We start from the raw sequence: 16,688 nt of genomic DNA on the forward strand, positions 1-16,688 counted from the left end.
CGGCACGCCACCCCAGTCATCGACCGCCGGCAGCGACACACCGCCATGCAGCTACTGGTATGGACCCGAGGTCACCATTGTCCTGAGGCAACTACTGCCCGTACGGCTTGAAGTTTACTCCGAAAACCGAACAATCTGCTCAAATCCTGCGAGGAACGATCTTGGAGGGCTGCCTGTAAGCACCGTCACGTACCTATACTCACCAAGCCCGCTCCCGGGGTTCGGGTTCCGCCGAGACTTCGACACGCCCGCCGAGTTGGGATGCAACGAACGCGACCGTGCGGCACCGAAGAGGTTCCTGCACCGACTGGAGCCGACTGCCTTGAGCTACGACATCGCGAACCCCGACCCGGCGGGCACCATCACGTCACTACGGTCGTTCGGCTACAGCGTCGAGGCTGCCGTGGCGGATCTCGTGGACAACAGTGTCTCCGCCGGCGCCCGTCGGATCGACGTCTACTTCACGTGGGCCGGCGCCGCCTCATGGGTGGCGGTGGTGGACGACGGCAGGGGGATGACAGCGGACGAACTCGTCACCGCGATGACCGTGGCGGCGAAGGGCTCCTACCAGGCTCGCGCAGCCGCGGATCTCGGGCGCTTCGGCATGGGGTTGAAGAGCGCTTCGTTCTCGCAGGCGGCCCGCCTCACCGTGAGCACGAGAACAGCGGTCAGCGCTGAAGAAGCGGTCCGGACCTGGGATCTGTCCGTCGTCGCGGAAACGAGCGAGTGGCGGCTGTTGCACGGCACTGACGAGGAGACCGGCACGCTTCTCAAGCAGCTCCGGCCCCATGGCGGCGCTGGAACGACCGTGGTCTGGCGCGATCTGCACCGGTTCGCCATGGACGGCGTGACCGCCGAAGATGCACGGGCGCAGAAACAGTTCTACGCGGAGGCGACCCGGGTCGAGGAGCACCTGGGCATGGTGTTTGGGCGGTTCCTCGTAGGCAGGAACCGGCTCGCGATGACCGTCAACGCCACACCGGTGAAGGCCTGGGACCCGTTCCTGAGCGGACACCCGTCGGTCCAGCGACTACCGGCAGAAGAGCTGCCTGTCGGCAACCACACGGTCCGCATCGAGCCGTTCATCCTGCCTCACCCCAAGAAGCTCAGCCCCGAGCAGCAACAACAGGCAGCCGGCCCGGGAGGCTGGCTGGACCAGCAGGGCTTCTACGTGTATCGGCGGGACCGGCTCATCCTCGCCGGCGACTGGCTCGGCATCCGCGGCTTCCGACGGGACGAGCGGTACAACCTGGCGCGCATCATCGTCGACGTGCCGGCCGAGGCGGACGCGGACTGGGCGATCGACGTCCGGAAGTCAACGGCCGTACCACCGGTGGGCGCGCGTCGCCACCTGCAGCGCATCGGTACCGCGACCCGGAGCCGAGCCGCAGAGGTACTGAGTCACCGTGGGCGGATCGCCGCACGCGAGCACGGCGCCGAGTTCATCTACGCGTGGCGCGTCGACAAGCGCGACGGCACCATCCGCTGCCGCATCAACCGGGACCACCCACTCGTACGGGAGGTGCTGCAGGGCGGCCCTGATGCTGCAGTTGACGCGAAGGCCCTCATCAGGCTGTTGGAGGAGACCGTGCCGGTCGCGGCGCTGCGGATCATGCACGACGGCGACGTCACCGACGATCCCGAGCCGTTCCTCGGGGCAGCTCCCAAAGAGGTAGGGGATGTGGCGAACCGCATCTATGCCGCTTTCGTCGCTCAGGGACGGACTCCCAGGGAAGCCAAGGAACGGCTCGCACTGATGCCGCCCTTCGACCAGTTCGACGGATTCTGGCAGCAGCGTTGACGGCTCCACCGCCAACCACCGCATCAGACCAACGGGGAGGGCCGGATGACGGCGCTGACACACGATGAAGATGACGCGATGCAGCAGGCCATCCGGCTCGTGCTCGCATTCCTGCCGCAGGATCGGCAGGCGAATCCGACCGAGCTGAACGACGCCGTGAACATGGTCTGCGCCATGCAGCAGGCCCGAGGCCAGGCACTGGACCGGGAGCTGCTGCTCAAAGAGATCCAGGCTCGGGTGGCGGTCTGGCAGGACGACTCAGTGGGATTGAAGGACGACCGGAACCACATCGAGTGGCTGGCCGAGGCGCAGCTGGACCGCAGCTGGGACTTCTGGGACCGGTACCGCCGGTATCTTGAGGACGTACGGCTGATGCCGCCGCGAGTCGTACGACGGCTGAACCAGAGCACGGACAGGATCCTGCGACAGCTCGAGGACCCACAGCGTCCCGGCTCCTGGCGTCGTCACGGGCTGGTGGTCGGTCAGGTCCAGTCGGGCAAGACAGGTAACTACATCGGCTTGGCCTGCAAGGCGGCCGACGCCGGCTACAAACTCATCGTGATCCTTGCAGGGATCCACAACAGCCTGCGCAGTCAGACCCAACTTCGGGTCGACGAAGGGCTCCTCGGCTTCGACACCCAGTATCAGCAACGCTACGACGAGAACAAGAGCACCGCACGCATCGGTGTTGGCGTGATGCCAGGGGTGAAGCGCCTCAGAATCGCCTCATTGACCAACAGTGCTGAGGGGGGCGACTTCCGGCGGCACGTGGCGAGTAACCTGAACCTTCCAATCGGCGACTATCCCGTCGTTTTGGTGATCAAGAAGCACCAGAGCATCCTCGAATACGTACGGAAGTGGGTGGTCGAGGTTGAGGGTGAACCAACCGCTGACGGCGTAACCAAGGTTGTGCGGGACGTTCCCCTGCTGGTAATCGACGATGAGGCTGACAACGCGTCGATTGACACGACAAAGGACGACGACGCCGATCCAACACGGATCAATGCGTCCATCCGGCACCTGCTGAACAGCTTCGACAAGGCCGCCTACGTCGGCTACACCGCCACCCCATTCGCCAACATCTATATTAGACCTGACGCCGACCACGAGACGTTCGGGCTCGACCTGTTCCCCGACAGCTTCATCGAGAGTCTGCCCGCGCCGTCCAACTACCTCGGGCCAGAGCGCGTGTTCGGCCTACGCGCCGAGGACCCAGACGAGGATGACGTGGAGGCCTTACCGATCTTCCGTGCCATCAAAGATCACGAAGCTTGGATGCCGCGGCGCCACAAGAAGGACTGGCCGCTGCCAGAGGACCTTCCAAAGTCCCTGCGCGAGGCGTTGGACGCCTTCGTACTGACCTGCGCAGCGCGGCGAGCACGGGGGCAGGGCCGCCAGCACAACTCCATGCTTGTCCACGTCACCAGGTTCATGAACGTGCAGAACCTGGTGCGCGACCAGATCGAAGAGTACGTCGGCCTGATGCGGGACCGGCTCCGAGACAGCATGGGTCGTGAAGCCGGAGAAGTCCTCACCCAGCTCCGTGAGCTTTGGGACCGCGACTTCGCGCCGACCAGTGTGAACTTCCCGTCCACGGAAGCCGACCCACCTTCCTGGCAGGATGTCCGAGAAGAGCTGCGCCCTGCCCTACTCAAGATCGAAGTACGCGCTATCAACGGCAGCTCACGAGACGCCCTCGAGTACTACGAGCACAGGCGGACGGGGGTCTCAGTCATCGCCGTGGGCGGTAACAAGCTGTCCCGCGGTCTGACTTTGGAGGGACTGAGCGTCAGCTACTATCTGCGCGCGTCGAACACCTACGACACTCTGCTGCAGATGGGGCGCTGGTTCGGCTACCGACCTGGTTACGAGGACCTCTGCCGGTTGTACACGACGCCTGATCTTCGCGAGGCTTATGCCGAAATCACCGCAGCGGACAACGAGCTGCGACGGGAGTTCGAGGAGATGGCGGCACTCGGCGAGACGCCAAAGAACTTCGGTCTCAGGGTTCGCGCATCCTCCGCCGGACTCGCGGTCACGGCCGCCAACAAGATGCGCCGTGGCGTCAAGGTACGGCTGAGCTACTCCGGTGAGCTTCCGGAAACCACGATCTTCAACCTCCGGCAAGAGGTGCTGCGACGCAACTTCGACAACTTGGAGCACTTCGTCAGGCTGTTGGGAGACCCAACGGAACCACACACCGACGGCAAGAGCCTTGTGTGGCGGAACATCACCCCCGCAGAGATCATCGACGGCTTTCTCGACCGTTATGTCTCAGACCGCGGCTCATACCGCGTGCGACCCGCCTTCATCGCGGAGTACATCCGCCGTTGCGCCGTCTTCGGGGAATTGTCCCGGTGGACGGTGCGCCTGGTGGGTGCTCCAGGTCGGCAGGTGGAGATCGGCAATCACAAGATCGGGTTGGTGAGGCGGCGGCCGCCGACGGTCGAGGGCAGGGAGCGCCCGATCGAAGGTGACCGCTTCATCATCAAACGGGTACTCAACCCTGCCGATGAGAGCAGCGATCTCGCAGACGAGGTGAGAGAGCTGGCTTTGCAGGCCACGAGGGCAGCACGTCGGGCGTGGGCCGAGCGCAAGAACAGGAGGTACAAGGAGCCTGACGTCCCAACCGGGCAGTCACTCCGGAAATTCCGCCCGGCGCAGGAGCCACTACTCATCATCTACCCGATCGAGCATCCGCAGCAGACAGCAACCCACGACCGTCTTCCGGTTGTCGGCTTCGCCATCAGCTTCCCCTTCTCGGAGCATCCGACCGAGACCGAGTATGTGGTCAACGACATCTGGAGGCAGCAGGAGATCGACTACTACGACGACGAGGACCCCGACGAGTGAGGATTGACGAAGAGGACTGGGCACCGCTTGAAGCGGAGCGCCACCCGTACGGCATCGTCGCTCGTCGTCTGTTCCCACGCTCGGGGCATGACATCTTCCTGGCGGTTCAACAGCCCAGTGGACGGCGCGCTCTGATCTTCCGCGTGCCGGCCACCGCGGCCGAGGCAGTGGAGGAGCGACACCCGTCCCTCGCTAGCACTCGAGGTCTGGCGCTGCAGTTCGCGGCGGCTCCCGACGGAAATGCCGAGCTACGGGTGGTGCTGACCGCTGACGACCGGCGAGAAGTGTTCAACCCGCTGATCGTCGATGTCGCTCTGGCGGCTCAGGCAACGGAGGGGCCGGGGCAGGCGCTCACCGCGGCGATCGAGCGCTTCGAACACTGGCGCCGCCTCCTTCAGTCGCTTCGGGACACCGGCCTCGGCATGGATGCCAGACGGGGTCTCTTCGGGGAACTCGTGGTGCTCCGTGATCACCTCCTTCCGGCCCTGTCGCCCGCTGAAGCGATTTCTGCCTGGCGGGGCCCTACCGGAGCGAATCAGGACTTTCAGTTGCCGGGGAGCGCTATCGAGGTCAAGACCGGAGCAGGCAGAAACCCCGGAAGTATCGTGATCGCCAGCGAACGTCAGCTCGACGAGACTGGGACGGACCACTTGATCCTGGCTCACCTGTCCGTGGACGAACGGCGAGGCGGTTCCGGTGAGTCGCTGAATGAGGTTGTCGGTTCGCTGAAGGACGTGATGCCAAAGGGCCAGGCTCAAGCTGATTTCGGTGACCTGCTTGTTCGGGTTGGTTACCTGTCCGAGCACCGTCACATGTACGAGGACGTTCGGTACACCGTCCGCCGGACCGATTTCTGGCAGGTCACCGGCGATTTCCCACGAATCGTGGAGGTAGACCTCCGACCCGGTGTGGGTGACTGCCGCTACCGGATAAGCACTGCCGGACTTGACCAGTACGGTGTCTCCGCAGAATGGGTGGCCAACATCGTGAAGGGGAAGGCATGAGCCAGAACAGCCTGTCGGCTTACGCTCAGGAACTCGTCGCCGAGGTGCTCGCGACGGCCGAGGCGGAGAACGCCACAGCCCCCGACACCTTCACCCGTCGCGTGCTCGACGAACTGGAGCAGGCCGGCGAGATCGAGAACACCTTCACCGCTTACCACAAGGCCCACGGGCTGGAGGTCAACGGCTACGGCACCAACGAATCCCTGGGGACTCTCGATCTCTTCATCACCCACTTCAGTCTCAGGCCTGAGGAGGACCGCCTGCCGCGGGCCCAAGTCGAGACCTTGCTCAGGCGCCTGGCAACCTTCGTCCGCAAATGCCGTGACGGTCTCGCGCGGGACATCGACGAGTCCTCCGACGTGCATGACATGTGCGTCGCGGTCGAGAAGGCGCTGCCCGATGCCCCCCGCATCCGTCTTTTCCTCCTCACCGACGTTGTCAGTGCGGTCTCCAGCATCCCGCCCGGGGACCTGGACGGCCTGAAGGTCACTCACGAGATCTGGGACCTGACCCGCCTTCACCGGTTGTCCTCGTCCGGGACGCTGAGTGAACCGATCGTGGTTGACTTCGATCCGCCACTGCCCTGCCTGGCCACTCCTGAGACCGACCGGAACTACTCGGTCTTCCTGGCCATCATTCCAGGACAGGAACTGGCCAACCTCTACGGCAAACACGGCACGCGTCTGCTCGAGCTCAACGTTCGCTCGTTCCTGCAGACCAAGGGTGGCGTCAACCGCGGCATCCGCGACACCCTGCTGCACAACCCTGACCGGTTCCTGGCCTACAACAACGGGATCACGGCCACAGCCTCGACCGTGGAGTTCACCCAGCTCCCCGGCGGCGGGCAGGCGATCAGCCGGGTCCACGACCTGCAGATCGTCAACGGTGGCCAGACAACAGCGTCAATCCACTACGCCTATACCAGGGACAAGGCGGACCTCGGCCGGGTCCACATCCAGATGAAACTGACCCGGGTCTCTCCGGACCGGTTGCAGGAGATCGTTCCTGAAATCTCCAAGTACTCGAACACCCAGAACAAGGTCACGGTCGTCGACTTCAGCTCGAATCACCCATTCCACGTCGGCATCGAGAAAATCACGCGATCGCTATGGGCCCCCGCTGCAGACGGCAGCGGGCAGGAGACTCGCTGGTTCTATGAGCGCGCGCGCGGGCAGTACACCGACGCGCTCGCCCGCGAACGGACGCCGTCCAACCAGCGCAAGTTCAAGAGCCTGCATCCTCTCGCTCAGAAGTTCACCAAGGCGGACGCGGCAAAGTACATCCATTCCTGGGCTGGGCTCCCTTACCTGGTGAGCCGAGGGGCTGAGAAGAACTTCCGCGAGCTTATGATGCGGATGGGTGACAACGTTCCGGACATCAACATCAGCTTCGGCCAGCGGCTCATCGCCAAGGCGATCCTGTTTAAGGCGACCGACAAGATTGTCGCTGCTCAGGACTTCGGCGGCTACAAGATCAACATCACGTCATACTCAATCGCCCGGCTCGCTGAGGCGACGGCACGACGGATCGACCTGGATCGGATCTGGCGGGAGCAGGGCCTAAGCCCAGCCCTCGTCACAGCCTTGGAAGAGCTCTGCGTCCCCGTTCGTGATGTGATTGTCAACCCTCTCCGGGGCGGCACCAACATCGGCGAGTGGGCGAAGCGTCCGGACTGCTGGGAGGCAGTCCTCGCCGTCCCATGGACGGTGCCGGACGAACTCATCGCCGAGCTTACTGACCAGCCCGTCGAAGACAGCGCGCCAACGGTGCCGGACGACACCTCCGGTGACGTCGCCTCGGTGACGGCCATCTCCGCACCCGAGTGGTTTGCAGTGGCACGTTGGGCGAAGGAAACCCGCAACCTGCAGCCTTGGCAACGCCAGTTGGCCGAGACCGTGGGCCGGTACGTGAACAACGGCTGGCCGGTCACCGACAAACAGGCCACTCAGGCGCTTCGACTCATGGATGAGGCGAAGCGACTCGGGTTCCACGCCAACCACTGATCAACAATCTGACGTCGAGCACTGACAACGAGAGGACAACCGTGACCAGCACAGCATTCGGGGATCTGCCCCCCGAGGCGTACCACGACGCGCCTTGGACCCGGCTGCTGCCTTGGCTGGCTCCGTACACGCCGGCGACAGCACGAGAACTTGTGGATCTGACTCCTTCACCTGACTGGTGGATCACTGAGTCGCCGGCGGTCACCACGATGACCGTTGAGCACGAGGAACTGTGCCGTCATCTCGCCCAGCTGTTCGTCGTCCGTCATTCAACCGCTGCCTTCGGCCCAAGTTTCCCCACAGTCCCGCGCCAACTGCCTCTGTCCACTCTTGCGATCAGCTCCAGGGTCGCGACAACATTTCAGCGCCTGCAGGTGCAGACGGTCGCCGATCTCGAGCCCTTGACAGTCGGAGACCTTTACGACGTCCGCGGGACGGGGCACAACACGGTTGAGGATGCCGTCACAGCCCTCGTCTCGGCAGCGATCGTCCGGTCCGGTGAGCAGGACGAATGGGATGGCCCGGAAGACGAAGGGGAGCCGCTACGCGGGTCAATGCCGGCTCCTCTACCCCCCGTCCAGCTTCAGATGCTGGAGGACCTCAGCCAGTTGGCGGTCTGGCGTCACATCCGACGTCGCGGCGACCAGTCCCTGCTGAATGTCGTGGTCGAGGACGGAGCGCCTGAGGAAATCCAGGAACTGGCTCTCCGGCTCAACGCATTCACGGCGGCGGACATGGTTTCCGCCACCGCAAGCTCGGATCCGGTCCTTGAGTTCACCGCGTTCCTGTCCGAGCTCGACGAGCGGCAGGTTCGCATTCTGCGCGACCGGTTCCTTGGCAGGCCCCCGAAGAAACTCGCGGAGCTGGCGGACGACTTCGATGTTTCCCGCGAGCGAGTCCGGCAGATCGAGAGCAAGGTGAAGGATCTGCTTGTCGGAAGATTCCACTTCGGCACAGCTGTCGGGAATCTCCTGGCGAGTATACGCACGGAGATCCAACCGATCGCCGCCTTGGACCGGCTGATCACCCTGCACCCCGACCTCGCCCGGGATGTCCCAGGGGTCAGCGTCCCACTCTGGCTCGTGCTGGACCGCTTGGACGACTATTTCGAGGTGACAGACGGGTGGGCGGCAGCTCCCGACGTCCCCGCCGCGCGCGAACAGACCCGCACCCTGCTTGAGGACTTCGCGACGGAACACGGCCTCGTAGATCTGGCCGCTGTCGCCGCTGCCACCCCGATGCCGAAGGCCGAGCTGCTCGCCTGGCTCAGCTGGTGTGGCTACACGCTTCACAACAACCAGATCCTGACCCGCACCCGCTCCCTCAGTGATCACGCCGCAGGCCTCCTGGCCGCGACTGGCGAACCGCTTCACATCGACGAGCTTCAGCTGCAGATGGGCCGGGACAACAGCGTTCGGAGTCTCGCCAACCAACTGGCCGACGACGAGCGTTTCGTGAGGACCGACCGGGCAACCTGGGGGCTTGCGAGCTGGCACTTGGAGGAGTACACGTCGATCCGGCAGCAGATTGGCCTGGAGCTGGCCGCCGCAGGGGGCGAGCTGGAAATCGGACAGCTCGTCGAGTCAATCACGAGCCGTTTCGACGTGTCACCGAGCAGCGTGCAGGCCTACGCCGGGAACGGTGACTACGAGATTGCGCAGGGTGTGGTCCGACGTCGGGAATCCCCCGCAGCACCTCGCAAGGCGCCAAGCGCCACCCGCCGGCTCTTCAAGTACGACGACGGCTGGTGGAAGCTGCGTGTCACCGTCACCCGAGACCACCTCCGCGGCTCTGGCTTCCCGGTGCCCTCCGGAGTGGCCAGTCTCGTGGGGTGTGCACAGGGCGAGGTCGTCGAGCTTGAATCGGATCTCGGCACGCAGAGCATCCGATGGACGGGACTGCAGCCGTCAAGCGGAACGATCAAGAGGTTCCTCGACCGCCTTGAGGTGCGGGAAGGCCAGAACGTTTTCCTTGAGTTCGCCCCGTACGGTCGATTTGACGTTTCGCTTCAAGATCCGGTGGATCCCGAGGACCACCCTCTGGAGCAGGCTGCGGCGCTCACGGGCTGCGCTGAGGGGGTCGGGGACCCGGAAGACGCACAGATGGCCTTGGCCATGGCAGTTGATCTTCCAGTCGATGCCAAGCCCCGACAAATCCTGGCGGCTTACCGGCAGCGCGGCGATGATGACATTGCGGGTCTCCTTGAGGAGGTATGGACCCGTCCTCGCCGTCACTGGGTCGATCTGTCGCCAACTGATCCGTCAGATCCCGGGGCCGTGCGGAACGGCCAGGACAACGGGGGCGACGCCAGCAACGAAAATGTCGCCGTCGAGGCGGAACCACAGGGCCAGGCCTCGTCCGACAACGGCTCCGTGTCCGTGCCGACGGGGTACCGCAGTGTGGGGTGGGTCCGGCCGCATGAGGCGGAGGCCGCTGTGCTGGCTTACCAACTGCACTCCGACGTTCCCGTGCACGATGGAGAAAACATTGCGGGCTGGGCCAGGTACGTCGACGACAGCTCCGGTGACGCATCCAAGTTCCGCGCCAACGTGATGCTGGTCAGAGCCAGGTCGCAGGGCGAGCGCGTCGTGTGCTGGATCCGCGAGCACGAGGCGTTCGCCATCGTCCAGGCAGCAGCAGAGAAGCGGCCCATAGCTGTTCGCGGACCCGACGGCGTCGCCGCGGGGATGGTGCAGTACTTCCGGCCTGGCAGCGAGGCCGCCGAACGATACAGGAGCACAACGCGACTGCTCCGCGGCCACGGGCAAGCTGGCTGACCCGTCGAGCGCCAGCTGAGTCGACACGTCGGCCTCGCAGGCAACTCTGGGTTCGTTCGCTGAGGATGGCCGTCAGCTCGGTCTTGCCTTACTGACAGCCATCTGATCGCGAACTCAAGAACTCCGCGAGCCGGCTCCCTTGACCCGACAGCTGGCCACGGTCAGCTCCCCCTCTGTGAAGAGCGGGTGGAACTCCGCCTGCAGTACGAGAGCTTCCACCGTGAGATCCACGCGGCCCCGCTCCCACAGCGCGGTAAATCCATCCGAGACCACCGGATTGTGGAGAAGCCGTCGAGCCGCAACGAGACCTCCCATTTCGGTGACCATCCTCAGCAGGAGAGTCGGGTTGTAGTTGGCCTCATCGCGCGCCCGCACGAGGATACGAACCATCGCCTGGTGAAAGGCTCGCTCCAGCCCTGATTGCTCACTCGTCCCCTGGGTGGTTGAGGCCGTCAAATCCGCGCGAGCGCGAGATACCCCTTCCGCCTTCTGCATCGTTGCTTGCCGCTGCGGTCGCTCAGCGTCACGTTCCTCAACCGGCTTCGCGATATCCTGGGTGTTCCCGGCACCTGAATCCGTAGCGCCAGTTGGAACGTGTTCCACCGAACGCAGCAGACGGGTCACACTCCGATGTCGGACTGCTGCCGGGCTGGTGGGTGAGAAGTATTGGACCAACCCCCCGCGGCCACCATGGGGAACCTCCCAGAAGATGTTCCGCCTCCTGCTGGCTGCTTGGATGACCGCCTTCGCCTCGTTCTGGTGCACCCAGCAAACTACTTCAGGGCCATCGGGACCGGTCCGGTCAATTCTGATATTTGCGCGGTGAGTTCGGGCCTCCGCAGAGGTGCCTGGGTGAAACCTGGCCCACCCGAGTACCTTTCCGTCGTGCCGGATGGGGATGTCAGACCGCTGCTGGTAGCTGGTGATGGCGGCCTGCGCCTCGTACGGCCGCAGCCACGCGAGACTGTCGTATCCAGCAGGCACCGGGGGCTCCGGTTCCATCGTGCTGTCCTCGAGGGACGGAGCTGGGAGAGAGCCTTGCCCGTCCGCCGGAGGAGGCGTCGTCCACTCTTTCGGTTGTCCGGCGTCCGAATCCCTTGCTGCTTGTCGAGGCAGCCCGGTTGAGGCCAGCCGTGGCTTGGCCTGCTCATCGGGGTCCGACGGTACCTCAGGACGCAGCTGATTCAGCGGGCGAGCCTCAGCGACCGGCTCAGACTGGCGCGCCGATGGCTCGTCCACTGCCGAGATCTCAACCTTGATGTCGCCTTGGCGAAGGGCGGAAGCGTTCCCCGATGTCTGAACGGGCTCGGCCAACGGCCGAGGTGCCGTGGCCCCCAAATCCGGCAGGTTGTCCAAGGCCTGAGTCTCGACGATCGGCTGCGGCCCCGCTGCGGCAGAGCCGTCCGATGTGGTCTCTTGGTCAATATGCATCCAGGCGGAGCCATCGGCAGTAGAGGCGCTGGCCCCAGCGGTCGTCGGCCCGCCAGTGAGAGCCGGATGAGGTTCCGAGGACAGAGCTTCTCCGTCACGGGCAACGTCATCCACGACTATCGTCGGGTTGGTGGCGTCGACTGCGGGGAGGGCCCGCGGCGATTCGAGAGTCGGCTCAGCGAACATGATGCCCAGCTCGTCGATGCGCTGCCAGAGCGGCTCCAGCGCCGCCTCCGGGTCCCGGCTGAAGACGCTGCCCCGGATGCGGACGAAGACGCAGTTGCCGACGCGCTCCAGGATCGCCTGCCGGCGCATGTCGCTCTCCCACTGGTCCGGCCCGTGGTAGGCGTCGCCGTCGCACTCGATGGCGAGCCGTCGCCCGTCCGGCGCCGGCAGGACGAAGTCGATCCGGTATCCGCCGATGCGGAACTGCGGCAGCGGCCGGTAGCCCCGGCGCAGGATCCGCCGCAGCACCGCGCGTTCGAAGTCGCTGTCGCAGCGCTTCTCCAGGTCGTCGTAGGCCTCCTCGGCGGCGGTGACGTTCTGGCAGTAGGTGAGCAGCAGCCCTCGGGCGTCGTCCTCGCGCAGGTCGGCGGGCTGCACCGAGTGGAAGACCCAGAGCTGGTCGCGGGCCCGGGAGGCGGCGACGTTGACCCGCCGGTGGTGGTCGCGCTTGGTGAAGGCGGAGACGACGCCGTTGTGCGGTGAGACGACCGTCGACACGAGGACGATGTCGCGTTCGTCGCCCTGGAAGGTGTACGAGTCGCCGACGCGCAGCCGGCGCCGTTCCATCTCCTCCTCGCCCACCGTCTCGCGCAGGCGGGCGAGCAGGTAGAGGGCTTGCCCGCTGGTGCTGAGCAGGCTCACCACGCCGATCGTGCGCCCGTCGTACGCGGGGTCGGCGACGATCGCGGCGACCCGCTCGACGAGTGCCTCGGCCTCAGCGACGTTGACGTTGCCGTAGGTGGGCAGGTCCTGACGGATGCCCTCGGGGACGTGCACGGCGATGACGGGTTCGCCGATGCCGGCGGGCCGGTCGGTGCGCAGCGGCTCGATCTCCCCGCCGTAGTACGTCTGGCTGGAGAACCCGATGATCGCCGGTACGGAGCGGAAGTGCTCGGTGAGCAGGATGCGCTCCGGCGAGCGCCGCACGGCGTGGTCGTAGAGGCTGCTCTCGGGGTCGAAGTGCTCGGCGGAGGGCACGTCGACCAGGTGCGAGTTGATCAGGCCGGTGACCGTGCCGACGAACGAGAGCTGCGGGCCGATCTGCTGGTCGTCGCCGACGACCACGGCGCGTTCGGCGAGGCTGAGGATCGGCAGGGAGAACATGTCCGCCTGGGACGCCTCGTCGACGATCACGACGTCGAAGTGGGCGCCGCCGGCGAACTGCTCGATGGCCCGGTCGACGGACATGACCCAGACGGGCACGGCGTCGACGGCGGCGTTCATCGCCCGCTGGGCGTGGGCCTGCCACTGGGCGGCGTTCTTGCCCGTACCCTTGCCGATCTTGCGCAGTGCGGTGGTCCAGTCGGCGAGCGCGGCCCGGCGGCGGTCGTCGAGGGCCTTGGAGACCTCCAGCCAGGAGGAGGCGACGACGAGCTCCTGTGTGAGCCGCCGGATCCGTTCCCGCGTCTGCTCGATCCGGCGTCCGAGTGCGACGGGGTCGACGCTGCCGACGACGGCGTCGAACCAGGTCTGCGCCCGGCGCCACTGCCAGCGGTGCGGGCAGTCGGCCCCGGTGCCGCCGAGCGCGGTCGCGGTGCCGTCCTCGATCTGGGCGGTCCAGCCCGGCGCGGCCGGCCGCAGCCGTTCCGCGAGCTGGGCGAAGCGCTGGGCGTCGGGGCGCAGCGCGGCGAGCCGGCGCACCTCGGCGAGGATGCCGTCCCAGCCGGCCAGGTCGGCGTGCTGGCGGGTCTGGTCGAGCAGCCGCCACAGCTCGCTGGCGTCCGTGCTGGACATGCCCTCCTGCAGGGTCGCGCCGAGGGCCCGCTCGTCGGCGATCAGGCGGTCGTGGTCGAACACCGTCGCGCACCGGGAGACCAGGTCGGTGAGGGCGGTGAGCCGGCGTACGTCGACCGCCTGCTCGGCGCGGGGCACCAGCCGGCGGACGGCGGCGTGCAGGGTGGGCCAGCGGCGCCGGTCCCAGTCGAGCGCGGTGGCGGCGTCGGTGAGCAGCCGGCCCACCCACAGGTCGGGCTGGTCGCCGAGGTCGGTGGGCAGGTCGAGCAGCTGCCGCCATTCGGTCCACCGGGTGTTCAGCTCCTGGCGCAGCCGCAGCCGAGTGACGTGTGCGACGGCGATGTCGACGTCGTCGGTGGTGCGCAGGGCCTCGCCGTCGATACGGCAGTCGGCGGCCAACCGGGCGAGGGTGCCCTGGAAGAGCCGGTTGACGCCCTTGCCGGTCGCGAACCGCTGCCGCAGCTCGGCGAGCTGGGCGAGGAGGCGGCGCGGCTCGGCGAGCTGCGTCTCGGGGACGTTCACCTGGTGACCGGCCAGCGTCCGGGCCGCCGCGGTCAGGTCGGCAAGCGCGCGCTGGCAGGCCGTCACGTGGTCCTGCCACATGGTCTGCCAGTTCGGGTCGGCCTGGAGCAGGGTGGCGAGCCGGTCGGTCCACGCGCCCTCCCGCCCGGCGAGCAGCGTCAGCGCCTGGCGCAGCTCCCCGACGAGGTCGTCGAGGGCCGGCCGGCCGATGGCGCGTACCTCCGGCAGGACCACCCCGGCGGCGGCGAGCCGGTCGAGTTCCTCCCGGACGGCCGCGAGTTCGCGCCGCGCGGCGAGGACGGCCGCCTCGGCGGGCAGCTCGGCCGCCGTGGGCAGGTGCCGCATCGCCTGCGCGCGGTCCTGCGCGACCGTACGGCGGGCGATGTCGAGCAGCTCGGTGAACTCCTCGACGCTCAGCGGGGCCTCGGCGTCGGGCGGTAGGGCGTCGGGGATGTCGCCGTAGCGGTCGGCCTGCTCCCGCAGCCAGTTTCCGACGTCGCTCGGCGACAGCCGGATGCCGTCGATCTCGTAGTGCGCGGACTCGTTCTCGGCCATCGTCCGCAGGCCGGCGAGCGCCTGGCCGAGGTCCCGCTCGGCCTCTTCGAGCTGGCGGCGAAGCCGGTCGACCCGCTGTTGTTCGCTCCGCCTGTCGAGGGTCGCCCCACGGTCGGAGAGCTCGCGGGCGGCCAGCTGGAGCTGCACGAGCTGGTCGGTGGAGCGGCCGAGCACCGCCAGGCACAGCGACTGGATCTCCTGCGGCAGGCCGTCGCGCAGGACCCGCAGCGGGTCCTCCTTCTGCGCCACCACGAGCACCCGCTTGCCGTGCGCCATGAGGTGGCAGATGAGGTTGCGGATGGTGTGGGTCTTGCCGGTGCCGGGCGGTCCCTGCACGGCGACGTTGCGGTGCTGCGCCAGCCGGCGCGCGATGGACTCCTGCGCCTCGTTGGTCGGCAGCGGCATGAGCAGCCGCTCCCCCAGCGGCGCCCACCGCGCCGGCTGGTCCTGCGGCATCTCCAGCCGGCTCGGCTCGTGCGCCAGGACGGCGGCCAGTGCGCCGATGCTCGCGGTGTCTCCGGCGAGCAGCCGGGCGCGAAGCTCCTCCAGGAAGCGGCGCAGCATCCGCTGGCGGGGGCGCAGGAAGAGCACGCCGGTGTCGTGGACGTGCGGGCCGGCCGGTGCCGCCGCCCCGCGGTCCCGGACGACGGGGTCGTGGCCCATCCGGCGCAGGGCCCGCTCGAAGAACTCGACCCGGTCGAGGTCCTGCCACACGTCGAGGTCGATTTGGCCGCCGGGGCCGGCAAGCGCGAGCAGTTGGCCGAGGTAGCGCTCGTCGAGGCCGGTCAGCGGGTCGGTCTGCAACCGGGCGGCGCCCTGCGGCACCACGGTGACCGTCGACCGGTCGGCGTCGAACTCGATGGCGACCGGCGTCACCACCAGCGGGTACTGCACGCGGTGCCCGCCGACCTCGACGCGGATGACGCCGTGCCCCCACACCAGCTCGTGCGTGGCCGCGTTCATGTCGACGCGGTGCTTCAGGTCGAACAGGCTGCGGTGCAGGTCCCGTGCCGCCTCCGTACGCCGGGCCTGGTCGGCCCAGGGGCGCCACTCCCGCTCACGCCACTGCGCGAACCGTTCCTGGAGCCTCCCGATCGTCTCCTCGTCGCCCGCGAGCCGGGGCTCGGCCGCGTACGACGACGGCCCGGCCAGGTACGGGGCGAACTCGCTCGGCGTCCGGATCGGCTTGGCGGCAGCGGGCAGGCCGACCCGCAGCCAGCTGCCGTCGGTGGAGACACCCACCTCGCAGGCGGCGTGATCCGGGAGGTCGTGCTGCCAGAAGGCGTCGGCCGTGGGCACCGTCCGGGCCGGCTTCTCCATCTGGGCCCGCACGGCCATCAGGTACTCGACCAGGGAGGTGGCCCGGTCCAGGATCAGCGCGGGCGATTCCGTCGAGGACGTGGAGGGGGAGAGCATGCGGCACCTTTGGTTCTGGGGGATGGATCTGCCACGGCGAGGCCGGCTCAACCCGTTGTCAGGAGGCCGACCCCGCCTGATCGGTGGGGGTGGCCGGGGCGGCGTGGGACGGACGTGGGAACGCGGGCGCCCGACAGGTGCCGGTGGCGTGGGCACGTCCACGTGACGCCTTGACCGGCCTGCCGTCGCACAAGCTGACCGCGACCTTCGCGCAGGCCCACAGCTCCCACCTCCCCACTGGCGGTCCCCGGACCCTACCCGCACGAGTCCTGCCTGCGGGACCCCCCGATGTTCCACCGATCGGCCGGCGTGGGTCGACCTCTTCCCGCCGTCAATTGCCTCCGAGGTCAATATTGCGCCGAGGCAA

Annotated in this window: 6 protein-coding genes; 5 read left to right on the forward strand and 1 reads right to left on the reverse strand. The window is 67.0% G+C overall.

The genetic code is table 11. From position 1 onward, the window contains the following. Positions 1-322: 322 nt before the first annotated feature. Genes GA0070606_RS10655 through GA0070606_RS10675 form a run of 5 tightly spaced genes read left to right on the forward strand, consistent with a single transcriptional unit; the run spans position 323 to position 10,438 of the window. Positions 323-1,801 carry an ATP-binding protein gene (locus GA0070606_RS10655; RefSeq protein ID WP_091097275.1) on the forward strand — a complete coding sequence of 493 codons (1,479 nt, stop codon included), beginning with the start codon at positions 323-325 and terminating at the stop codon, positions 1,799-1,801. A gap of 45 nt (positions 1,802-1,846) precedes the next feature. Next, positions 1,847-4,654: a Z1 domain-containing protein gene (locus GA0070606_RS10660; RefSeq protein WP_176737295.1), complete on the forward strand. Its 2,808-nt coding sequence runs from the start codon at positions 1,847-1,849 to the stop codon at positions 4,652-4,654. After that, positions 4,651-5,658: a PD-(D/E)XK motif protein gene (locus GA0070606_RS10665; protein WP_176737296.1), complete on the forward strand. Its 1,008-nt coding sequence runs from the start codon at positions 4,651-4,653 to the stop codon at positions 5,656-5,658. Before GA0070606_RS10660 ends, GA0070606_RS10665 begins: the two co-directional genes overlap by 4 nt. Continuing rightward, a complete protein-coding gene (locus tag GA0070606_RS10670; protein WP_091097278.1) occupies positions 5,655-7,661 on the forward strand; it encodes an AIPR family protein in 2,007 nt (668 codons plus the stop codon). Before GA0070606_RS10665 ends, GA0070606_RS10670 begins: the two co-directional genes overlap by 4 nt. 41 nt (positions 7,662-7,702) lie before the next feature. Then, complete coding sequence (locus GA0070606_RS10675) at positions 7,703-10,438, forward strand: sigma factor-like helix-turn-helix DNA-binding protein (RefSeq protein ID WP_141721636.1); 2,736 nt, start codon at positions 7,703-7,705, stop codon at positions 10,436-10,438. Positions 10,439-10,552: 114 nt separating this feature from the next. On the opposite strand, the gene GA0070606_RS10680 is transcribed toward GA0070606_RS10675, so the two are convergent. Continuing rightward, positions 10,553-16,321: an AAA domain-containing protein gene (locus GA0070606_RS10680; RefSeq protein ID WP_091097282.1), complete on the reverse strand. Its 5,769-nt coding sequence runs from the start codon at positions 16,319-16,321 to the stop codon at positions 10,553-10,555. Positions 16,322-16,688: the final 367 nt, after the last annotated feature.

It is taken from the genome of Micromonospora citrea, from assembly GCF_900090315.1.
Classification (GTDB): Bacteria; Actinomycetota; Actinomycetes; order Mycobacteriales; family Micromonosporaceae; genus Micromonospora; species Micromonospora citrea.